Below are 21,667 nucleotides of genomic sequence, written 5' to 3'. Positions count from 1 at the left end.
CGAGGTCCTGGAGGCCGTCGAGAGGTCCCCACCGGCAAGTTCAGAGAACACATCAAAGTCGGCCGCACCCTCTACTCGGTTCCCTGGAAACTGATCGGCCGCCGGGTCGACGTCCGTTCCACCGCGACGATGGTGCAGGTCTTCCTCGACGGCGACCTGGTCAAGACTCATGTGGCCCTTGACCAGGGAAAACGAACCGACCGGGGCGACTACCCGCCCGAGAAGATCGCCTTCCAGATGCGGACGCCCATCTGGTGCCGCACCCAGGCATCGGAGGTCGGGGACGCCTGCCGCACCGTCATCGACCTGCTCTTGGAGATCAACGCGCTCTACCGGCTCCGCGCCGCCCAAGGGATTCTCGGCCTGCGCAAGAAGTGCGGCGAGACGCGACTGGAAGCGGCCTGCGCGAAGGCGATCGCGGTCGGCGACCCTTCCTATCGCACCATCAAGGGCATCCTGGTTGCCGGCACCGAGACCGACCCCGAGCCCGAGACCAGCGGTGATGCTGGAGCGGCCGCCTTCCTCCACGGACCCCAGCAGTTGTTCGCGACCGTCGCACCCACCGGGATCGCGGACGGCGATCTCGGCGACCAGGTCCACCACGACGCCGAGGAGACCCTTCGATGAGCGTGATGGACACCGCCCTGCGTGAATCGCTGAAGGCCCTGCGGCTCTCGGGGATGCTGGAGACCCTCGACGCCCGCCTGGCTCAGGCCCACGGCGGAGAGCTCGGCCACCTGGACTTTCTCCAAATCCTCTGCCAGGACGAGATCACCCGCAGGGAGACCGTCGCCTTCCAACGGCGCCTGCACCGGGCGAGGTTCGAGCAGCAGGCCACCTTGGAGGAGTTCGACTTCGCCGCCTCCTCGAAGCTTCCCGCCGCCCAGATCCGCGACCTCGGGGCCCTGCGCTGGCTGCACGCTGGGGAGTCGGTAATTTTGTTCGGCCCGGTCGGGGTCGGAAAGACGCATATCGCCCAGGCCCTGGGTCATCTCGCCGTCCGCCAGGGCGCCAACGTCCGCTTCGCCAAGACCAGCCGCATCCTCGCGGACCTGGCCGGCGGTCACGCGGACCGGACCTGGGCCAAGCGGATCCGCGAGTTGGTACGGCCCGACGTGCTCATCCTCGACGACTTCGCGATGCGCCAGCTCACCGCGGCCCAGGCTGACGACCTCTACGAACTCGTCAGCGAGCGGCAGGGCCGGTCCTTGATCATCACTAGCAACCGGGCACCCAGCGACTGGTATCCGCTCTTCCCCAACCCGGTCGTCGCCGAGTCCCTCCTCGACCGGCTCATCAACACCAGCCATCAGGTCATCATGAACGGCCCCAGCTTCCGGCCGAACAAGCGCCCCAAGAAGTCCACGGACTGACCCCCGATCAGGCGAGGGGCTGGGGAATTTCGTGACCCCAGCCCTGGGGAATATCGTGACCGTTCACAGATGCACAGGCTCGGCTTCAACCACTACGGGGTCGGGCATGCCGAGGAAATCGGCAACACGGTGGATTACGCGATGTCGCCGCATGTGGATCTCTCCATTTTCACGATCCTGACCCAAAACGAGCCGGGCCTGGAAGTAAGGGGTCCCGAGGGCGAGTGGATTTGCGTTCCTCTCGCCCAGGATGCGCTCTTCGTCTTCCTTGGTGACTACCTCCAGCGATGGACGAACGGACTGTACGTGGCCGGCGAGCACCGCGTCAGGCAGGTGAGGACTCAGAGGCTGTCGATTCAGTACAAGCACAGGCCAGGACACGACGCCGTCGTCTCACCCCTGGATCGTTTTCTCGGCGAAGGAAATCCAGCGCGCTACGAGCCGTTCGATACCGGGCGTCAGTACATGTCCTTCCTGAAGTCGCTTCTCGGATCCGGCTGAGCGTTCCTGTCCGCATGTGTGCCCCGGTCCTGTTCGCCGCTGGCATCGATGTGATCGAGGCTGGGTACCATCCCGACACCCGTGTCCTGCGGGGTCCTGGTTGAAGGGCGGGTTCGTCCCAGTCGGCCATCGCCCATCGCCGACGGCACCGAGGTCGGGCAGGCGGATCCCGGGGAGGGGATCCTGGTCTTGGGGCGGGTGGGGTTCTTGCCCAGGCGGACCGGGCGGCCGTAGCGGCGTCCCCACTCCTCGCCGACCAGCTCGTCCAGCAGGTGAGGGGAGGTGCCGGCGACTTCTTCCAGCGCGGCGCGTACCGCCTCGGTGACCAGCTCCAGCCGGGTCAGGTCACGCACCGCGGCCAGGACGTGGGTGGAGTCGGTGCGCTGCGTGGTGCGCTCGCGCACCAGACCGGCCTCCTTGAGCCGGGCCAGTGCGAGGTCGAGGAGGCGGTCGGCGCGGTTGCCCTCGGTGAGACGGTCGCGGAAATCGGCGAGCACGCTGTGGTGGAAGCCAGGGTCGTCCAGCTCCATGGCCATCGCGTACTTGAAGTCGATGCGGCAGCGCACTGCCTTGGCGGCCTGCCGGTCCGACAGGCCGAGCAGGAACTGCAGCACGCAGACGGTGGCCAGTTGGGCGGGCGAGAGACCCGGGCGTCCGTCGCGCGGGAACCAGTCGGCGAAGTCCTCGTCACACCACAGTCCGTCCAGCCGGTCGCGCACCCATATCGCCGTCGTGCCGTTCGGGTTGCTCGCCCGCGCGATCCGCGCGGTCAGAGACGGGACTTGCTCACCGGAACGGGGACGGAGGGACAACAGGCACCTCGACAGCTGCATCGGTCATCGGAACGACCCGAGCATGCCCGTTGATCAGGCTGCCGCACCGGGAAACGCCAAGATCCCCAACAGAGTCAAGCTTACGGCGTGGTCCGCGATTGAGGTTGGGACGTGCTGGCCTGGCGTGCTGGCTGGTGGGTGATCAGCAGGCCGCCTGTCGGGCGAGCACCAGTTCAGTGCTCGGCTTGCGGCGGGTCGGCCGGCGGGCAGAGCGGTCCGAGACAAGCGAGGCGATTGCACGGTGGGTCCCGGCGTAGTCCTCGCGCGGGCCGGTGTAGCGCTGGAGCGGTCGCCACTGCCGTAACTCGGCATTGGTGTGCTCGACGCAGATCCGGTTCGAGGACTGCCGTCGGCGCATCTCCCGCCAGGCGTACCGCTCGCCGAGCGACGCATCGTCCTTCGGCTTCTTGGGCGGGGCGCTGACCTGATTGGGGAACTCGTTGGCCAGGCCCCGGTAGCCCTCGTCGGCCTCGGCTCCCACCTCCGGGTGGAGCCGGAACTGCTCCGCGATGCCCTCGGTGCGCATCGCGGTCTGGTCGTGCATGCGACCGGGCCGGTCAGCACCCGACCACAGCAGGCGACCCTGGCCGTCGCTGACAGTGGTGGTCTTGATGGTGTTCTGCTTCTTCTTGCCGGATACGAAGGCCCGTCGTCCGGGCCGGCCGGCCTTCGGGCGGCGGACCTGGGTCTCGGCTCCGTCGATCCGCAGCCGGATCCCCTCGGCCTCGGCGTAGGCGAACACGTCTGCCAAGGTGCGCAGTCGCACGCCGGGGCGGTCGGGGACGGCAAAGCCGCGCGCGGCCAGCAGCGGGCGAATCTCGCCGATGGCACGGGAGATCGTGGAGCGGGCCGTGGCGTACAGCTCGGCCAGTGCCGCATGCGGGAGCCCGGTGCGCAGGTGAACCAGGGTGACCAGCACCCGGTCGGTGAAGGGGAGATCGTACTTGGGTCCGGCACCGGCTTCCCGCTGCCGCTCGGCGCCACGTCGCTCACGCAGCGCCGACTCGCACCTGGCAAGCCATGGATCTGCCAACTCCTCGATCAAATCGCCGAGATGTGTACGGGAGACGCCACAGAAAGCAGGATGGGACAAGGCCGCACGGGCCCACCTCTTGGTCACACTCGAAGAACCCGTGCGGCCACTGTCACGTCACGGCCGTTCGGCAGCCCCCGCGGAGGGGGTCTTAGCCCTCCTCCGCGCGCATTGGCCGGTCGACAAGGCGATGCTGGTCGGCGGCTTCGCCGGTGCGAGCCTCAGTGCGGCTCCTGGTGGCGAGATAGTCCCGGACGATCAACTCGACCGCGTCCTGAGGACTTCTGGTGCCGGACAGCAGCATGACCTCGATCGCCAGATCGCTGTCAAGGCTGATGGTGACCTTCGCCATGGCGGCTCCCCCCTGAAAGGCTGTGCCGCACAGCCTACTTCGCGAGCCGCCCTCCCAGCGGGGATACATGCAGGAAGCAGCCCGGAGTCGACCAGAGCATCGGGGGCAGCTTCCTGCCCGCCGACCGCCCGGCAAAACGCCCGCAGCGTCGCGTGCCGATCGCGCTCGCTCCCCATGCCGTCCAACCCGCCGCAGGCCGAGCACCGAACTTGTGCTCGCCCGACAGCCGGCCTGCTGATCGCCCACCAGCCAGCACGCCAGGCCAGCACACCCCGACCTCAATCGCGGACCACGCTGTTAGAGATCGTCGCTTCGAGACCGGCCACGAAGTGGAGCCGGCGATCGTTTCGTTCAAGCGTCCAGGCGCGGGTCGGAGTCACGATCACGTCCGTGAACGCTACCGCCGTCATCACACTGGCGGTCTTTCTGATGCCCCTGGGGACCGGGCGCTTCCTGCTCCGCAGATACTTCCGCACCCTGGTGCCCTCGTGGCTGGGCCACGTCGGTCTCCTCGTCACCGCGAGCGGGGCGGCGGAGATCGCCGTCGGAGCCGCGATCCTCGTACCGGCGGCGTGGCGGTCCAGCCGGTGGTCAACCTCGTCTACATCGGCCGGGCGGTCGCGGTCGCACGGGCGGCCTCGTGAAGTCCCACCACGTGCGAGCGACCAGGTGATCGTAAAGTCGCCGCAAACCCCTGGGGTCACGGTGGCGCACAGGAGTACGGTTCCGGCGCTCGGCAGTAGGAGATCGCGTGCAGCCGCAAGGGCGACGCGCCTTACGCCGAAGAAGCCGGAGACAGTCCATGCGTGAGTATTCCGCACGGCGCAGATCGCGCCGCGGAGCGGAACGCGGCGGCAGAACGGCGCTCGCCGTCGTCGCCGCCGCATTCCTGATAGCGGGGGCGGGACCCGTCGCCGCGTACGGGGAGGGCGCCCCGGGCTCCAGCCGCCACGAGGAGGCGGGTGAGGAGTCCCATGAACTGATGGAATCCCTCGACTCGTTCAACGAGCCGAGGCTTTCCCCCGCCGACCAGGTCGCGCCGGGCGCGTACGCCGGCGCCTGGTCGCACATCAAGAACATGCCCGTCCGGTCCGGCGGCTGGTCCGAGGTGACCACGTCCCCCTACGACGAGGACGCGCTGCACTACCGTGACCAGTCGGCGTCCAACTCCGGTGCCGGTACGGGTCACTCGGCGGGCCGTATCGCCGCCCTGGCCACCGATCCGACGCACCGCGGCGTGGTCTACGCGGGCGCGGCCGGCGGTGGCGTGTTCCGTTCCAGCGACGACGGCAAGACGTGGACGCCGATCGCCGACGGGCTGCCCGCGCTGTCCGTGGGCGCGCTCGCGGTCGCGCCGGACGGCGCGCTGTGGCTGGCGACCGGCGAGGCCACCACCGCGTCCGACAACTACCTGGGCAGCGGCGTGTACCGGCTCGCCGCCCCGGTCACCGGCACCTTCGGCGAGAACGACAAGGTGGGCGGTACGGAGCTGGACTCGGCCTCCGTCCACACGCTCACCTTCGACAAGGCTGCCGGATACGTCTTCGCGGCCTCCTCGCACGGCGTCTTCCGGCGCCCCCTCTCCGCCGTGCAGTCCACAGCCTGGTCGAAGGTCCTCGCTCCCTGCGCGGGCGTCGGCGTCAGCGGCGTCGGCTGCGGGGTCGACGCCCACTACGCGGACATCGCCGACGACATCGCCGTACAGCCCGGCAGCGACGGCAGGAAGCTGCTGGCCAACGTGGCCTGGCGCGGCGGCGCCGACTACAACGGCTTCTACTACTCCTCCGACGCCGGCACCACGTGGAAGCGCGCGAATCCGACGGGCGCGATCAACCCGGCCGAGATCGGCAACGCCGCCTTCGCGTACGCGGCGGACGGCAGCAGGCTGTACGTGTCGATGGAGTCGCCCAAGCTCCTCAACAAGCCCGTCGGCTCCGGCGCCTCCTCGGTCCTGGCCGGCGTGTACGTGAGCCAGAGCGGCGACGCGAACGGGCCGTTCAAGCAGATCGCCACATCCTCGACGCTGTCGGCATCCGGCTCCGCGATGAAGCTCACGGAGATCGGCTCCGGCTACCAGCCCGGCTCCCAGGCCTGGTACGACCAGGTCATCGCGGTCGACCCGAGCGACCCGAACCACGTCTACTTGGGCCTTGAGGAGATGTTCGAGTCCAGGGACGGCGGCGCCACCTGGAAGGCGATCGGGCGTTACTGGAACTTCGGCATGCCCTGCTTCTCGTACGACGCGGCCGCGAACTCCTGCGACGGCGACGTGATGCACTCCGACCAGCACGCCCTCGCCTTCTCGCAGTGGCAGGGCGGCACCCCGCAGGTGTACGTCGGCAACGACGGCGGCGCCTACGCCCGGCCCACCACGCAAACTTCCGACGGCTGGCGCAACCTCAACGAGTCCGGCACCCTGCGCAACCTCCAGTACTACTCGGTGCGCGCCGGGAAGCTGCCCGACGGCAGCGGCGAGGCGGTCTGGGGCGGCCTGCAGGACAACGGCGTGTCGCTGCTCGCGCCGAAGGGTGCCACGTACCAGGGCCAGCAGCTCAACCCGAACGGCGAGATGGTGGCGCCGTTCGGCGGTGACGGCGGCGACCAGCTGGTCAACCCGGACAACGGCTGCCAGACGGTCGGCGAGTACGTCGACCTCGCCCTGCAGATCACCAACAACTGCGGCTTCACGGCGAGCGACGACGGCGCCGAGGACGTGATCACGGACATCGCGCCGGGCGACCCGGGTGCCCGCTTTATCGCCCCGTTCGCCGCGGACGAGACCGACCCGAACGGCCTGTGGGTCGCGGGTGGCCAGTACGTCTGGGGCAACACGAAGACCTGGCAGAGCACCTCCGGCGCCGACTGGACCCAGCTGTACGACCTGGGCGCCGGCCGCTCCGCCTCGGCGGTCGCCAGCCGCCACCACGTCACCTGGGCGGCCTGGTGCGGCCCCTGCTCCAAGACCGACGGCACCTTCGGACGCGGAATCGCCACCAACTACGGTGGCAACTGGCACCAGGTGGACCTGCCCGCCGCCTTCCCGAACCGCTACATCTCCGGCGTGACCATCGACCCGTCCGACGCCTCCGGCAAGACGGTGTACGCCATCGTCAACGGCTTCTCCCGGCACTGGAACGAGGGCCCCGGCGCCGGCTACGGCCACGTCTGGAAGACCGCGGACGGTGGCGCGACCTGGACGGACATCAGCGGCGACACCGCCGCCGCGGACTCCTTCCCTGACGCCCCGGCCAACTCGGCCCTGGTCACCAAAGACGGCACCCTCGTCGTCGCCACCGACCTGGGCGTCTTCACCAGCTCCACGGCCGGCACCGGCCACTGGGCGCGCCTGGGCACCAACCTGCCCACCTCGCCGGCGGTCTACCTCTCGCCGAGCCCGGACGGCAGCCAGGTGTACGTGGCCACACACGGCCGCGGCATCTGGCGGACGCCGACGCCGTAACGCCCGCTGCTCCAGCCTTGTAGGAGCGAGGCCCCCGGGATCCGCCTTCGGGTTCCGGGGGCCTCCGCCGTTCCGCGCACCGGTGGCCGCGGCGTCATCCGCGCTCGCGGAGGTAGGTCTCCAGCTCCGCGGCCCCGGCCGGCGTCACCCGCCCGCGCGCCGTCAGCCGGTGGTGCCAGTCGCCGAGCGCGTCCTCCAGCGGTGCGAGGCCGCCGGCCGCCCGTACCTGCGCGATCAGCGGGGCGATCCGCTCCAGCAGATGGCCGCCCCGCCTGAGCTGATGGGCGAGCCGGGCGTCCCGTGCGGCGGCCTCGTCGTAGACGCGGTACCCGGTCCGCGGGTCGCGGCGCGGGCGCACCAGGCCGGCGCGCTCCCACTTGCGCAGCGTCGCCGGCCGGATGCCCAGCCTGGCCGCGAGGGGTCCGATGAACGTGTCGCCGGGCTCGGGCGATGCGGTGGGCTCGGCCTGCGCGCCGGACTCCAGGTGGCGGAGGGCGCTCTCCACGGCCTGGAGAGTCTGCCGGTCGTCGAGCAGCTCGGCGTGGCTCTCGTCGATGAGGCGGAACGCCTCGTCGACCGCGCCCCCGTTGACGGCCCGCCTGATCGACGTCGCCGTCCGGCGGCCGTGGCCGGGCAGCAGGGCGAGGAAGGAGTCCTTGAACGAGATGTTCACCCCGAGCGGCGAACCACCTGCGATGCTTTTAGAGGTCGTTTTAACCTGTACTGGCCTAGTTTGGTGTGGTTCTCAAGATGGTCGGTCGTGGTGCGGTAGTGACCACATATGCAGTTGATGGCTGTGAGCCGGGTGGGGTGACGGGTGGGGCGGGTTGGGTCTTGTTCCTGTCTCATTCCAGAATGTCCGGCCTTCGCGGCCTGTGTGCTTCTGCCGTCGTTGCTGTGCGCCTGGGCGCACTCGGCCCGCGGCGGTACGCCGGAATCATGACAACGCGACGTCCGTATCCGAGTGATCTGTCCGATGCGCGCTGGGAGTTGATCGAGCCGGTGCTGTCCGCGTGGCGCTTCGAGCGCCGCGGTCGGGCTCTGGCCTTCGGCCGGCCTCCGCGGCATGACCTGCGCGAGATCATGAACGCGATCCTCTATGTGGACCGCACCGGCTGCCAGTGGGCCTATCTCCCGCATGACTTCCCGCCGCACCAGAGCGTCTGCGGCTACTTCGCCAGATGGGCGGAGGAGGGCATATTTGCCCAGCTCAACGGACTCCTCCGTCAACTTCTACGGGAGAAGGAAGGACGGGACGCGGAGCCCTCAGCGTGTGTGATCGACGCCCAGAGCGTCAAGACCTCCACCAGCGTTCCCGCCGCCGGCCAGGGCATCGACGCGGGCAAGAAGATCGTCGGCAGGAAGCGGAGCATCGTCACCGACACGCTCGGCCTTCTCCTCGCCGTGCTGGTCACCGCGGCCAGCGTGCAGGACTCCGTCGCCGGCACCCGCCTCATCGACCAGATCGCCGCCGACCACCCCGCCATCCGCAAGGTGTGGGTCGACGGCGGCTACCGCCAGCACCTCGTCGAGCACGCCGCCGCCCTCGGCATCGACATGCAGATCACCGCTCGCAAGCCCGGGGCCAGGGGATTCACGCCGATCCCGAAGCGCTGGACGGTCGAGCGGACCTACGGCTGGCTCATGCTCCACCGCCGCCTGGCCCGCGACTACGAAACCCTGCCCACCCGCTCCGAAGCCATCATCCACATCGCGATGACCGACCTCATGGCCCGCCGCCTCACCGGCGAGAACACCATCTCCTGGCGCGACCCGACACAGCAGACCAAACAGCCGATCCTGGGATGAAACAGAGGGATAAAACGACCTCTTAGCTTGGCGTTTAACGTCGCCGGTCACTCGACCTGCTGAGATCACCGGAACCTGGGCGCACGAGACGCGGCCGTTCTTCACGCTTCGAGATGTCGAGTAACGAAGTGCGAGAGAACGGCCGCTGCTTGTGAGTCTGCCCGCCGTCGTGCCTGCAGGTGGGGCATTGGGGTTGTTGTCCCGCTTTCGGGTCGAGTTCTACGAGAGCCTCTACGCCCGGGCCGACGCGCTCTTCGAGCTCACCGACGCGGTCCTGTGTACGGACGGGCCGGTGAACACCCTGGTCGAGCTGTCGCTGACGGCCGAGCACCAGCGCGGACACGGCGCCTTGTACTCGGCGCTGGACAGGGGCTGGATCGAACCGACGCGTCTGCGTCGCGCTCTGGCGGCCTTGCCGCTGCCGAAGGCGGCCGACGGGCGGATCGTACTGGCCGTGGACGTCAGCAACTGGCTCCGACCCGACGCACCCACCAGCGACGACCGGCTGTTCTGCCACGTCTACGGACGCGGCGACCGAAGCTCGGACCAGCTCATCCCGGGCTGGCCGTACTCCTTCGTCGCCGTATTGGAGGCCGGCCGCACCTCCTGGTGCCAACTCCTTGACGCCGTGCGCCTCGGGCCCGCGGACGACGCCACGCTCGTGACCGCCGCCCAACTGCGCGAGGTCGTAAAACGCCTGGTCAGCGCCAGTCACTGGAAGCCCGGTGACCCCGAAATCCTGATCGTGATGGACTCCGGCTACGACGTCGCCTACCTCTCCCACGCATTGAGGGACCTGCCCGTCGCGCTGCTCGGACGACTGCGCTCGGCCCGCGTCATGCTCCGCGACCCGGGCCCCGCCCGCTCGGGACCGAAGGGCGGGCGGCCCCGCCGGCACGGCGGCGTCCTGTCCTTCGCCAAGCCCGACACCTGGCACGAGCCCGACGTCACCACCGCCACGGACACCACCCGCTACGGCAAGGCAGAGGCGACGGCATGGGACCGGATGCATCCCAGGCTCACCCACCGTGGCCCCTGGCTGGAGCACGCGGAAGAGGAACTGCCCGTCCTGCACGGCACGTTGGTGCGGCTGAAGGTTGAGTACCTGCCGGGCGACCGCGATCCGAAGCCGGTCTGGCTGTGGTGCTCCGCAACCTCGGCCGCGCCGGCCGATGTGGACCGGTGGTGGCAGGCCTTCCTACGCCGCTTCGACCTCGAGCACACCTTCCGGCTGATGAAGCAGACCCTCGGCTGGACCGCGCCGAAGGTCCGCCGCGCGGACACTGCCGACCTGTGGACCTGGCTGATCATCGCCGCCCACACCCAGCTCCGCCTCACTCGCCCCCTCGCCGAGGACCTCCGCCGTCCCTGGGAGCGGCGAGTCGAACCCCGCCGCCTCACCCCCGCCCGAGTGAGGCGGGGGTTTCGCAACGTCCGAGCGACGGCGGTCCGCCCGGCGGCCGCACCGAAACCGTCTCGCCCGGGCCCTGGACGACCCCCGGGCTCGAAGAACAAACACCAGGCCAGGCACCACAACGTCGGCAAGACGGTCAAACGCGCCGAATCGATCAAGGAACACCAAGCCCAGCAACGTTAAACGCCAAGCTTAGGCGGTGGCCTGTGCGACTTGGGCGAAGTGAAGCGGGACCGCCTTGGCCCAGGCTCGGCGGGCCCGCGCCGGGATCTGGCCGACAGGGCGCCCTTGTCCCCGGGTTCGCGATGCGCCCCGCAGCGGGGCCGGCCATCGGCCAAGCCCACCGGCTGCTTCGTACATAGCCATGTGCGGGCCGTCACCATCGTGGAATGATCGCTACATCGGTCTGACGAAGAGGGTGGGCGATGGCAGACACCGGTGAGCAGTATGAGAGAACGTTCTGAACCGCTTTACCCGATTCGACCCGTGGCGTGGGTCAGCTGGGCTGATGGGCGGTGTGACGGAGTTGCCCGGGCGGTGCCAGGCAAACAAGGTCGCTCCTATGCTGACGGTCGTGCAGGTACTGGGCATGAGCAATGAGGATGAGATGGTCGCCTGCTTCTTGAGCGGCGAGCTGTCCAGCCAGAGGTTCGGCCAGAACCTCCGGTCCCACTTGGCGGTAGCCGGGCAGGCCGAGCAGTTGCTGACGCATCCGGACCTTTCCGACGCTGGAGCGAACTTCGTCCGTCGCGCTCTGCTCGCTGCGACACGCGGGTATGGCGAGAACCGCGACCTGTTCGAGAACTTCCCCACTCACGTCACGTGGATCAGAGCACTCCTGTCCGTCAACGAGGCGGCCGGCGTGCGCTACCTCGACTATTCCTACTGGGTCGAACTGTCGGGTGGCAGTCGCCGGCCGACCGACGCGGCTGCACGCATCAAGGCAGGGCTGCGGGCGTTCGACGTGCCCAACGAACCGTTCGTCGACGCAGCCCATGCGCTCATCAGAGGCGAGCGATTTCCTCCGCTCATCCTCGTCGGCGAGAGGCAGGACAACCTGGTCTGCCTTGAGGGCCACCTGCGCCTGACCGCCCACGCCCTCGTTGGCTTCTCGACCGACATCGAGTGCCTGATCGGCACTGCGCCGACCATGGGACGCTGGGCGCGGTAGTCCAGCCGCACCAAGCTCTCGACGCCCCAAGTGAATCTTGTAACACATTCTGAGCCGTTTTTGCCCGATTCGACTGTTGGCTGGGTCAGGAGGGCTGGTGGGCCGGGGCGTCCGGGTGTGGCCGCATCAGTAGCAGGTCCTCGCCCCAGGCGTCCAGCACCGCTGCGTGGCCGGCGGCCCGGGCAGCGGCCTCGACCTGGGTGAAGAGCCGCTGCTGCGGTGCCACTTCGCCGGCCGCGGTGATCCGGGCGACGGTGTCCAGCAGCGCGGCGCTTTCCCAGCCGGGCAGTGGGAATCGGTCCAGCTCCCAGGCCAGGTACTTGTTGTAGGGGCGCGGTCGGCGGTCCAGGGCGAAGAGCAGGTCGAGCAGGAATCCGACGCTGGCGGCCGCGTCGAGGTGGCCGGCGAGCGGATTGCCGTCGCGGTGGTTCTTGACCGAGCGGTAGAGCGAGTTGGCGTAGGCGTCCAGCAGGGCGGCGGCGGACCGGAAGGCCTCCTCGGCGCCGAGCCGTCCCATCGTGGCGACGATCCGGGTGATCTCCCCGTTGTGGCGGTCGACCAGCACCCGGGAGCGGGCGATGGCGTACCGCTCCCAGTCGGCGGGCCGGCGGAACCGTTCGAGGGTGGTGACGACCAGGTCGAGCCGCGCGGAGCGGTAGCCGTCGAGCGCGGCCAGCTCGCTCATCGCGTCGTCGGCGAGGATGACGTAGAGGTCGTGGTCGGAGTGACGGGTGGTCATGCCGTCGTGGGCCCGGGAGCCCTTGAGGACGAGCCCGACGACGGCCGGGTCGGTCGTCGCATCGGCGACGAACGCCTCGAAATCCAGCGTCACGCCAGGTCCTTGCGCATCAGCGTGCACATCGTCTCGTGCCGCTGGAGCGAGCCGTCCTCGGCCTCCACGTCCCAGGAGTCGAGCTCGCGGCCGAAGGCCCGGTAGCCCAGGCGTTCGTAGAGGGCGCGGGCGCGCGGGTTGCTGTCCTCGACGCCGAGTTCGGCGCGGGTCAGGCCCCGGGCGACGATCCGCTGCTCGGCGGAGCGGATCAACAGCGTGCCGATCCCGCAGGACTGCAGGGCCGGGTGGACACCGAGTTGCCAGAGCGTGCCGGCGCCGGGCTTGACCGTGTAGTCGATGCCGCCGACCGCCACCGGGAGCCCGACCGGCGTGCACACCGCCAGGTAGTCGATCTCGCCCGCCTCGGCGCGGCGTATCTGGTGGACGAGCTCGCGCACGTGCTTGGGGGAGCCGGCCCAGCCGCAGGACGGCAGGTCCGCGTCGGTGAGGCCGCGCACCGAAAGGTGCAGCCTGATCTCGGTCATCGCGGCATCCCTTCGACTCCAACAGCGGCCGTTTCCCATTTCAGCAAGCCGGTCCCCGCGCCGTCCAAGGGGTTTCGGGCCGGCCCCGACGTCAGCCGGAAGGGCTTGCACTCGCGACTGGGACCAGGCGTCGGCGAGGTTCGGGGTGTCCCGGGGCAGCACGGTGACGCCCGTGGGTAGGGCGCCAGCCCGATTCAACCGTCGGCTTGAGTCAGGTGGGTTGGTGGTGCGGAGCGTTGGAATAGGTGCGGCAGTACCGGGCCGGTCACCAGTTCGTGCGGGTCGTAGCGTGCGACCAAGGGGACGACGCCTTCGTTGTCGCCGCGGAGCCGGCTGATGATGGTGGCCAGGACGCTGGCCAGCTCGGGGCTGACGAGCAGGCCGTTCCTCGTTGCTCTTGGAGGGCACGATCTGCAAAAGAGGAACGACCTCGCGGGTGTTGGGGAGCTGGTGAGACACCAGAGCCAGGGGGGTAAGTTCCAGGAGTTCTTCGAGGCGGATCCCGGTGTGCCTGAGCGTCTCGATGGCCGCCAGGCCCCAAACGCCTCGTCCTCGCTGCGGGTGAGGTCGAGTTGCTCGCCGGTGGCGAGGTCTTGGACGAGCACGATGGTGGGCCGGTAGTGAAATCTCTTCCGGGTCTCGTCGTCCTTCCGATCGATGCGCCGGTACTGACGGCCTTCTTGTTCGAACGTCTCACCGACCGGAGTAGCTTCGGCTGCCGTCAGCAGATGTTGCTGTTCAGCGTGGTGCCCCTCGGTGGTGTCGACGAGTTCAGGAAGGCGGGGCAGCCGTTCGCGGACACGCTGGTGCATCTTGGCCCGGCCTTCTTCTTCACCTTGGTGAAACCGCCGGTGTCGGACCGGCGGACCGGGCTTGGTACTGCCCAGGCCGCCCAGCTCGGATCCTCAAGAGCCCATTTGGCGATGTCGAGGTAGAAGGCCCGAACCGCCGCCAACACGCTCACCCATTGTTCGCGGGCTGCGGCCTTCAGCTGGTCCGGCCAGTGACCGGTCCAGTGCGTGATCCGGGGACGCGGCCCCGTGAGGTGCCCCCGGAGGTGTGGACACTCTGACAATGGATCTCGCAGATCCGAGGGAAGGTGTCCTGGTGGGACGGAAGTCTCCGTATCCGGTGGAGTTCAGGAACGATGCCGTCGCGTTGTACCGCGCGGCGGGCGGGAAGCGTACGTATGCGGCGGTCGCGGTGGATGTCGGGGTGACCGGCGAGACGCTGCGGAGCTGGGTGCGCCAGGCTGACGAGCACGTGGGCCGTGGACACGGCCGCGGTGATGAGACCGGAGAGAGCCGGGATGAGGAACTGGCCCGGCTGCCTGCGGAGAACGGCCGGCTGCGCAAGGCGGAGAAGGAGTGGGAGCTCGAGCGGGAGATCCTGCGCCGGGCGGCGGCGTAGAGGCGATCCGCGCGGCCGCCGAGGCAGACGTCCGGCTGTTCGTTCTCCACCGCAACGGCCCGGCCCAGCCGCACTCCGAGCGGCTCCAGCCCCCGCCCACGGACGACTTCGCGTTCGCGGCCCTGGTGCAGTCCGTCGCCCACCTGGTGTGCCGGACCACCCGTGCCGCGCTCTCCACCGGCAGCGCCCCCAGCGCGGCCGGGGCCTCACTCGCTGACCTCATGGCCCAAGACCTCGCGCCGCTGCGCGAACTATCCAACATCAACCGTTCCTCCTGACGGAAGGCTGTCCCATGTCCGCACGCGAGATCCGCACCGAAATCGACCGCCCCACCCCCGACGAGATCGCCGCCCTGTCCCAGCTCCCCGTTGCCTCGATCGTGGACGCCCTGGGCAAGACGGGCGCCCTGTCGTACTGCCTGCGCCTGCTGACCCCCGGCCTTGTGCTGTGCGGCAGCGCCATCACCGCCCTCGGCCCGGGCATCACCGTCCGCCGCGCGGCGATCGACCTCGCGCAGCCCGGCGACATCGTCGTGGTCGCGGCCGGCGGAGGCAAGGAGAAGTCCTGCTCTCGACCTGACCGACGCCCGATGGGTGTTCGCCTGCGCAGCGCGCTCGGTCCTCGGCCCGTTCGCCTTCGAGGCCCTCCGCGCCTGCCCCCGGCGCCCGAACGGCGAGCTCTATCTCATCGACGCGATCCAGCGCTGGATTCACGCCGGAGCCAACATCACCGCGCATCCGCTCCTGACCACCGAGATGCGCTTCAGCTGCGACAACTGGAGGACCTACGAAGATGCCGTCGCCACCCTCCGCACCTGACGAACGCCCCATGCCGACCGGCCAACGCACTCCGACGGCGGCCGAGGCCGATCCGCTACCTGCGACCAGGATCCCGGTGGAAAGCCCGTTCCAGGAACCGGGCGCACCGCGGTCACCCTGCTCCGGCCCCACGGGCCGGTCCGCCGGATCGTGCTTGTCCTGCCCGTCGAGAAGCACGACGGCACCAAGTACGGCAGCGGCCTGGAGGAGATCAGGCGCCTCCCCGCGACCCTGCGCGAAGGAACCCTCTTCGCCGCACCGACGTTCAGTGCATCGCCGTGGCTGGTCAACCACTCAAGCCGCGCCAACCAGCAGCAGGAGAGCCACCTCACCCAGGTGGTCGTGCCCACCCTCCTCGCCGCCCTCAACCTGATCGCCCGGCACCCTGCCGTCTTCGCGGCCGCCAGCGTCTGGGATCCCTCGCTCCTCAGCGAGCGGCCACCCCACCCGCAGCTCGTCGAACTCGTTGGGGAAGCTGCCCGGCTGGACGAGTACGACGTGCCCTCGAACCTGCGCCGTCACGGCGAGAGCTGCGCGGGTGCCCGCCGTATCGCGCTCGGAGGCATCGGCACCCTGGAGGCCGACTGGACAGCCGGCCGTCAACTTCTCCAGCGCCTCGACATCCCCCACCACGCCTACAGGAACGCCCCGGCGGAACACCGTTGGAGCGCCGTGGCTTGACCCCGTGATGCGGCATCTACTGGCCCTCGAATCCCGCCTTCACCCGGGCCCCAGTGCACGGGAGGGGTGAAGGCGGGAGCGTGGGCTGTCAGTCCTTCAGTCGCTCGTCGCGGACAGGGATCCAGTCCAGGGCGGACCGGATCCCCTCCTCCAGCGACAGCTGGGGGGTCCACCCCAGGAGCTCGGCCGCGCGGTCGCTCTTGGTGTAGCCGCCGGCCACGTCACCCGGGCGCGGGTCGGCGTCGACCGTGGCCAGCGGCGTGCTGACGACCGCGTTGAAGGCATCGCACAGTTCTCGGACGGTGGTGCCGTTGCCCGTGCCCAGATTGATCGAGGTCGAGCGCTTGGTGTCCGTGAGGATGGAGTCGAAGCGCTGGATCGCCGCGACGTGGGCTGCGGCGAGGTCCCACACGTGCACGTAGTCGCGGATGCCGGTGCCGTCGCGCGTCGGGTAGTTCGTCCCGGTGATCGGGAACGGCCGGCCTTCCTGGTGGGCCTGGATGAGCACGCCGAGAGCGTGGCTGGGGCGCTTGAGCTGGAGCCCGGTGCGCAGCTGGGGGTCGGCGCCGACCGGGTTGAAGTACCGCAGCGACAGCACCCGCGGTCCGGCCACGGCGATGTCGGCGAACATCTCCTCGCACACGGCCTTGGTCCGCGCGTAGGGGCTCTGCGGCGCGAGCGTCGAGTCCTCGTTGACGGGAGAGCCGTCCTCCGCCTGGTAAATGGAGGCCGAGGAGCTGAAGACGATGCGGTCGCAGCCGTTGCGGTGCAGGTGGTTGACGAAGGACAGGCTCTTGCTGACGTTCGCCTCGTAGTAGCCGATCGGGTCCGCGACGGACTCCGGGACGACGATCAGGGCGGCGCAGTGCACCACAGCGGAGATGTCCGGGTGCTCCGAGAAAATCCGGTCGACCAGTGCGCCGTCCGCGATGTCGCCCTCGAAGAAGGTCCGCCCCTCGGTGAACTCGCGGCGGCCCCGAACGAGGTTGTCGAGGATCACCGGGGTGATCCCCGCATCCAGGCAGGCCGAAGCGACGGTGCTTCCGATGTAGCCGGCTCCTCCGGCGATAAGGACAGTCGTCACGATGCAACTCTTCCCGACCTCGACGGCCCAGTAGGCGACCGGCAGCAGGCTAGCGGAGAATCCGTGCGCGGGTGGGCAACAATCTGGGTGCGCAAGCCGGCGGTGCCGACGCCTGCCAGAATCAGTACTCACCCCCACCACCACATAGATCCAGGGGCCGCCCGGCCCACGGCCGGACAGCCCCCCAACAAGATCTTCATCAGTCTTCTAGGTGATCAATTCCAAGGGATGCCTGCGGAGGGTGTGAGGTGGGCGGCGGCCGAAGCCACCGCGAGACGGTCAGGCGGCGGGCTGGCGGCCCTGGTTGTCGAGGTGGCAGCGGGCGGTCAGGCGTCAGGGTCGACTTCGGGGTGCGTGAACCGCACGGGCTTGCCCAGCGACCGGGCGTAGGCGATTTCGGCTCGGGTGCTGTCTCCGATGTAGTCGCCGACTACGAGCACCTCATCAGCGAGCCGGATCTTTGCCCGGTGCAGATCGTCGAGTCGAACCTTCAGCGCCTCGGCCTCGACGGGATCGGACCAAAGTTCGTGCGGCGACTTCATGTCACAGCCCGGTTTGACGACAATCTTTCCGGCTTTGGTCTCCCGCAGATCGGCCTCGTTCATCTCGGTCATGAAGCGGGTGGAGCCGCAGATCACGACGATACGCGGGAGGCTCAACAGCTTCTTCGCGTCGGCGAGCTTCTCCTCGGGGGTGAGCCGTTGCGGGTATGACACTGGTTCCTCCTGGTGGTGTGGTCCAAGGGGTGCCTGCGGAGACGAGAAACCTGTACGCGTTGCAGGAATGTAACTTCTGGGACCTACTCGGTGGTCGGCGCCTGCACCAGGCCCGCGAACAGCTGGGCATGACCTCGGCGTATCTGGCCGAGGCGAACGTCACCACCGCCGGCCATCGATTCCACACCGCCCTGCTGGCCGGGCCGCGGTGGAGCGTCACCGGGCAGGGTGCCGAGCAGAACAAGTACCACCACGTGCTCGGCTGGGCCAACGCCCGACTCGACGCGCGCGGGCCCGTCTGGAGCATCCGCCACAGGTCGGCGTCAAGGGATTTGAGGAACGGCGCGGCCGCACGCCACCGGGAGTCGTCGCCGAGGCCGTCGTCATCGCGGGCGCCGAATAGCGTGTTGTAGGAGACGATCCGGACCGTGGTCGTGAGGCCCTCCGGTTCTGTGCACGGCGGCAGGCCGAGCTGCCGAGCGGGGTCGTGGCCTCGTGCACCTGGTCGAGGGTGCTGGTGGAGCGGGGCCTTCGTATCTGGGCGATGAGAGGCGTGAAGCGTATGGTGCGCGGCATACTGCGTCTCTTTCTTCTGATGAGGCGGTTGTTCGGCCAGCTGTTCCTGGCCAGGTCAGGGAAGATCACGACGCCCGTATCGATGGGGTTCCTCGACGCGACTGGGTCGCTTCGGGCGTGGTGCTGAGTCACCAGGCGGTGGGGCTGCTGAGTTCGGTGACGGGCTGGCGACCGGCCTGGGGAATGCCGAGGAGGCTGCGGGCCTGGTGGGCCGCCTGGAGCTGCTCGGCCGCAGGTGGCCCCCAGCCGAAGAGTTCTAGGGTCTAGGGCCTGCTCCGGGGTCGCCAGGATGCGGACGTAGGTGCGCCCGGTGGCCGGATCGACAGGGGCCGGGCCGAGGCTCGTGAGCGCGGCGGCGTAGCGGACGCGCGCGCAGGGTTCGCCGGGATCGGACAGGTATCCGAGGTACCAGGTGCCGGCCAGCTCGGCGGCGGCCTCCTCACGCGCTTCCCGGATCAACGTGGTCTCGGGGTCTGCGCGGTCCCCGGGCTCCGGTGTGCCGCCGGGCAGGCACGCTGCGCCGGTGTCCGGTTCGAGGAGCACCAGGACGCGCCCGTCCGGGGCGAAGGCCCAGACCCAGGACTGGCGGACCGTGAGGCCGGCGGGGACGGGGACGGGGTGGAAGGGGAAGTGGTGGCAGGCTCGGGCGGTACGCAGGACGCCGACTCGGTCAAGGACGGTGGGGGCGATGGGGAGCCCGTCCTCCAGGAACGCGGGGCCGCCGCCGTTGATGCGGGCGCGGAGCGCGGACAGGGCCCGTCGGGCGTCGCCGGGAGACATCAGAGCGGGCAGCTCAGCGGGCTCGACGAAGTTGATGCCGTCGATCTCGCCCGGGCGGGGCCGGATCGCCGCGATCTGATCTTCGCCCCAGACGCCGCCGTCGAAGACGTGCAGGAACTCTCCGGGGAACTTCATGGCGGGGGGCGTGGCGCGGCCGGCGGGGGAGACCCAGTCGACGGCCAGCCCGCGGGTGACGGTCGCCGTGACGCCGAGCTCCTCCTCCATCTCACGGGTGGCGCCCTGCGCGGGGGACTCGCCCTTGTCGACGGCGCCGCCGGGCAGCAGCCGGGTGGGCCGGTAGGTCACACGCTGAAGCAAGACCTGACCACGCTGGTTGGTGATCAGCACGGAGGTGCCGGCCCACAGGGCGTGCGAGGCGCGCAGCACCCCGTACGCCTCCTCGGTCATCGCCACGCTGGGAGGTTCGTCGGGTGCGGAAGTCGTCGTCATCGCTTCTCTCTCCGGTCATGTCGTGGGGCCGGGCTGCTGCAGGGGACGGCCGGGGTTGTCGGCGAAGCGCGAGCTGCGCCGCAGTTTCGTGGCCGGTCTTCCGTCCGGGCCGGCGAATCGGGCAGTAAGGCAGTGTCAGAACGCTGTGCGGACGTCGCTCCGGGGGTCTCCCACGGGCGTCCGTTCGTCGTAGAGTCCGGCTCGGGCAGAGCGCCTCCAGGGGCGGGCGCGGCGAACGGCCATGGTGATGTCTTCGTCCTGCGAGTCGAGGTCGATGTCCGCGATCGCCAGGGCGGGATGTCCGTTTGCGGGGCAGCGCGCCAGCCACCGGCCGCCGGGCGCCACGATCCCGGACGGCGCTGTAGCGCTGAACTGGGCCGGGATGGAGTAGCCGATCCAGTAGTTGTAGAGCGTTCCGTAGGACTGAGCGACACGGGCCTGGGGCGCGTCGTCGACCATCACCGACAGCAGGACGCAGTCGACGTCCAGGCGTTCGTACTCGGCGAAGATCTCCGGGAAGTTGGCTTCGATGCACAGCGCGAAGCCGAACCGGATGCCGTCCACCTCGATGACAAGCGGCTGGTGTCCGGGGGAGTACAGGAAGGACACCTCGGTGTGTGAGAGGAGTCGCTTGTCGTACCGTGCGACCAGTTGCCCGTGGTCGGAGACGACGTAGAGGCTGTTGTGCGGCCGGTTCGGCGGTGTGAGGGGGTGGATCGACCCGAACACCGTCCACACGCCGAGCTCTCCCGCCAGCGCAGTGATCGACTCCGCTTCCTCGCGCAGGACATCCCACGCGGCACGGCTCCAGTCAGCCGGCACCAGCTCGCCGGCCGGGCCTGCCACCATCACGTGCTTGCTCGGGTAGGTGACCGCTCCCTCGGGGAACTGCACCAACCGCGCACCGGCCTCGGCGGCCTCGACCATCAGGGCCCGGATCTCCTGTCCGGCTGCCCGCAGCGCGCCTCGATCAGTGGGGTCTTCCGGGACCGTGCTCTGCGCGACCGCCAGCCGCAATGTCCTGGCCACACGGGGACGTTCGTCGGATGCAGAAGTTGTCGTCATCTCTCTCCGATCGGTGAGTGCTTGCTCGTGGGCGGTGAAGGGGTGGTCGGACGGGGCCGGGGTGTCAGATGGTCAGCTGGGCTGGGGCGCCCTTTGTGGGGCCGGGGGTGAGGCGGGTGAAGTGCTCGGTCTGGATGATCTGGGTGCGGTCGGCTTCGGGCAGGCGGGCGAGGATGCTGGGCAGGGGCCGTTCGCGTGCGACCTCGCCGCGGTGCGCGAGGATGGCGGCCCACTTCACGTCGGCCCAGGGGGTGACGTCGACGCTGGTGGTCACGTACGTGTCCGGCACCGCGAGGACGGCCTTGCCCACCCCTTCGAGGAGTGGGCGGAGCAGGCCGACGCCGGACTCGGGGTGCGTGGCGGCGTACACCGCGGCCGGCTGCCACGGGGCGCCCGCTTCGGGATGCAGGTGGGCGAGGCCGGCGGCTTCGACGGCGAGCAGGGTGATCTGGTGCGTGCGTACGTGGTCGGGGTGGCCGGTCAGCTGGCCGAGGGCGTCGTGTCCGACGACGATGTCGGGTCGGAAGTCCCGGATGTGGGCGACGAGGCGGCCGACTGCTTCGTCGAGGGGAGCGTCGACGAGCCGGGGCTGGCCCGGGGCGGCCTCGGCGTTGCGGGCGTCGTTGTAGCCGAGCAGGCGCGGGGTGCCGGCGCCCAGGACGGCCAGGGCGTCCGCGAGTTCGGACGCTCGCCGGCTGTCGGGGGACCAGGTGGCGGTGACCACCGCCGTGCGGGCCCCGGCGGCGTGATGCTGGGCGAGGACGCCCCCGGCGAGGAGGCACTCGTCGTCCGGGTGGGCGAAGACGGCAAGCAGGCTGGGCAGC

Annotated in this window: 20 protein-coding genes and 2 pseudogenes; 10 read left to right on the top strand and 12 right to left on the bottom strand. The window is 69.5% G+C overall.

The genetic code is table 11. From position 1 onward, the window contains the following. Positions 1–48 precede the first annotated feature (48 nt). The 3 genes and pseudogenes from AB0I68_RS35240 to AB0I68_RS35230 all read left to right on the top strand — a co-directional run. A pseudogene (locus AB0I68_RS35240) lies at positions 49–627 on the top strand (IS21 family transposase); the annotation flags it as partial. After that, entirely contained in the window at positions 624–1,373 is a 750-nt protein-coding gene (gene istB, locus AB0I68_RS35235) for an IS21-like element helper ATPase IstB (RefSeq protein ID WP_363181477.1), read from the top strand. The pseudogene AB0I68_RS35240 and the gene istB, both read left to right, overlap by 4 nt. A gap of 69 nt (positions 1,374–1,442) precedes the next feature. Continuing rightward, positions 1,443–1,874, top strand: coding sequence for a 2OG-Fe(II) oxygenase family protein (locus AB0I68_RS35230; protein ID WP_363181476.1), 432 nt, complete (start codon positions 1,443–1,445; stop codon positions 1,872–1,874). On the opposite strand, the gene AB0I68_RS35225 is transcribed toward AB0I68_RS35230, so the two are convergent. The 3 genes from AB0I68_RS35225 to AB0I68_RS35215 form a co-directional block, all read right to left on the bottom strand. Further along, entirely contained in the window at positions 1,832–2,686 is an 855-nt protein-coding gene (locus tag AB0I68_RS35225) for a transposase (RefSeq protein ID WP_363181475.1), read from the bottom strand. The genes AB0I68_RS35230 and AB0I68_RS35225 overlap by 43 nt on opposite strands. 163 nt (positions 2,687–2,849) lie before the next feature. After that, on the bottom strand, positions 2,850–3,827 hold the full coding sequence (locus AB0I68_RS35220; RefSeq protein ID WP_363181474.1) for a transposase family protein: 978 nt from the start codon (positions 3,825–3,827) through the stop codon (positions 2,850–2,852). Between the two features lie 64 nt (positions 3,828–3,891). Then, complete coding sequence (locus AB0I68_RS35215) at positions 3,892–4,092, bottom strand: hypothetical protein (protein ID WP_363181473.1); 201 nt, start codon at positions 4,090–4,092, stop codon at positions 3,892–3,894. Between the two features lie 802 nt (positions 4,093–4,894). Here AB0I68_RS35215 and AB0I68_RS35210 point away from each other — a divergent pair. Further along, entirely contained in the window at positions 4,895–7,552 is a 2,658-nt protein-coding gene (locus AB0I68_RS35210; protein ID WP_363181472.1) for a glycosyl hydrolase, read from the top strand. A gap of 94 nt (positions 7,553–7,646) precedes the next feature. Here AB0I68_RS35210 and AB0I68_RS35205 read toward each other — a convergent pair whose 3' ends face one another. Further along, positions 7,647–8,225: a TioE family transcriptional regulator gene (locus tag AB0I68_RS35205; RefSeq protein WP_363181471.1), complete on the bottom strand. Its 579-nt coding sequence runs from the start codon at positions 8,223–8,225 to the stop codon at positions 7,647–7,649. A 266-nt stretch (positions 8,226–8,491) separates the two neighbouring features. Here AB0I68_RS35205 and AB0I68_RS35200 point away from each other — a divergent pair, with 266 nt between their 5' ends. The 3 genes from AB0I68_RS35200 to AB0I68_RS35190 all read left to right on the top strand — a co-directional run bounded on the left by AB0I68_RS35200 (position 8,492) and on the right by AB0I68_RS35190 (position 11,946). After that, positions 8,492–9,361, top strand: a complete 870-nt coding sequence (locus tag AB0I68_RS35200; protein WP_363181470.1) for an IS5 family transposase — start codon at positions 8,492–8,494, stop codon at positions 9,359–9,361. A 187-nt stretch (positions 9,362–9,548) separates the two neighbouring features. Beyond that, positions 9,549–10,958, top strand: coding sequence for an NF041680 family putative transposase (locus tag AB0I68_RS35195; protein WP_363181468.1), 1,410 nt, complete (start codon positions 9,549–9,551; stop codon positions 10,956–10,958). A gap of 379 nt (positions 10,959–11,337) precedes the next feature. Then, positions 11,338–11,946, top strand: a complete 609-nt coding sequence (locus AB0I68_RS35190) for a hypothetical protein (protein ID WP_363181467.1) — start codon at positions 11,338–11,340, stop codon at positions 11,944–11,946. A gap of 85 nt (positions 11,947–12,031) precedes the next feature. On the opposite strand, the gene AB0I68_RS35185 is transcribed toward AB0I68_RS35190, so the two are convergent. The 3 genes from AB0I68_RS35185 to AB0I68_RS35175 form a co-directional block, all read right to left on the bottom strand. Next, the gene (locus AB0I68_RS35185; protein WP_363181466.1) at positions 12,032–12,778 is read right to left on the bottom strand and encodes a hypothetical protein; all 747 of its coding nucleotides are present in this window, start codon (positions 12,776–12,778) and stop codon (positions 12,032–12,034) included. Next, positions 12,775–13,263, bottom strand: a complete 489-nt coding sequence (locus tag AB0I68_RS35180) for a GNAT family N-acetyltransferase (RefSeq protein ID WP_363181465.1) — start codon at positions 13,261–13,263, stop codon at positions 12,775–12,777. The genes AB0I68_RS35185 and AB0I68_RS35180 overlap by 4 nt, the downstream gene beginning before the upstream one ends. A gap of 194 nt (positions 13,264–13,457) precedes the next feature. Continuing rightward, positions 13,458–14,075: a hypothetical protein gene (locus AB0I68_RS35175; RefSeq protein WP_363181464.1), complete on the bottom strand. Its 618-nt coding sequence runs from the start codon at positions 14,073–14,075 to the stop codon at positions 13,458–13,460. 295 nt (positions 14,076–14,370) lie between these two features. On the opposite strand from AB0I68_RS35175, the pseudogene AB0I68_RS35170 reads away from it, so the two are divergent. The 3 genes and pseudogenes from AB0I68_RS35170 to AB0I68_RS35160 all read left to right on the top strand — a co-directional run. Next, positions 14,371–14,663: pseudogene (locus tag AB0I68_RS35170) on the top strand (transposase); the annotation flags it as partial. Positions 14,664–15,266: 603 nt separating this feature from the next. Next, entirely contained in the window at positions 15,267–15,491 is a 225-nt protein-coding gene (locus tag AB0I68_RS35165) for a hypothetical protein (protein ID WP_363181463.1), read from the top strand. A 150-nt stretch (positions 15,492–15,641) separates the two neighbouring features. Next, positions 15,642–16,172, top strand: a complete 531-nt coding sequence (locus tag AB0I68_RS35160; RefSeq protein WP_363181462.1) for a hypothetical protein — start codon at positions 15,642–15,644, stop codon at positions 16,170–16,172. 88 nt (positions 16,173–16,260) lie between these two features. On the opposite strand, the gene galE is transcribed toward AB0I68_RS35160, so the two are convergent. The 5 genes from galE to AB0I68_RS35135 all read right to left on the bottom strand — a co-directional run bounded on the left by galE (position 16,261) and on the right by AB0I68_RS35135 (position 21,666). Then, positions 16,261–17,256, bottom strand: a complete 996-nt coding sequence (gene galE, locus AB0I68_RS35155; RefSeq protein WP_363181461.1) for a UDP-glucose 4-epimerase GalE — start codon at positions 17,254–17,256, stop codon at positions 16,261–16,263. Positions 17,257–17,582: 326 nt separating this feature from the next. Further along, positions 17,583–17,972 (bottom strand): hypothetical protein, encoded by a 390-nt coding sequence (locus tag AB0I68_RS35150; RefSeq protein WP_363181460.1) that lies wholly within the window; start codon positions 17,970–17,972, stop codon positions 17,583–17,585. 216 nt (positions 17,973–18,188) lie between these two features. After that, complete coding sequence (locus AB0I68_RS35145; RefSeq protein ID WP_363181459.1) at positions 18,189–19,778, bottom strand: NUDIX hydrolase; 1,590 nt, start codon at positions 19,776–19,778, stop codon at positions 18,189–18,191. 135 nt (positions 19,779–19,913) lie between these two features. Beyond that, complete coding sequence (locus AB0I68_RS35140) at positions 19,914–20,807, bottom strand: carbon-nitrogen hydrolase family protein (protein WP_363181458.1); 894 nt, start codon at positions 20,805–20,807, stop codon at positions 19,914–19,916. Between the two features lie 100 nt (positions 20,808–20,907). Next, on the bottom strand, positions 20,908–21,666 hold the full coding sequence (locus AB0I68_RS35135) for a PIG-L family deacetylase (protein ID WP_363181484.1): 759 nt from the start codon (positions 21,664–21,666) through the stop codon (positions 20,908–20,910). Position 21,667: the final 1 nt, after the last annotated feature.

The organism is Streptomyces sp. NPDC050448 (assembly GCF_040655295.1).
In the GTDB taxonomy this organism is placed as follows: Bacteria; Actinomycetota; Actinomycetes; order Streptomycetales; family Streptomycetaceae; genus Streptomyces.
Note: the sequence above shows the minus strand (reverse complement) of the source record. Positions and strands in the feature narration are given on the sequence as shown.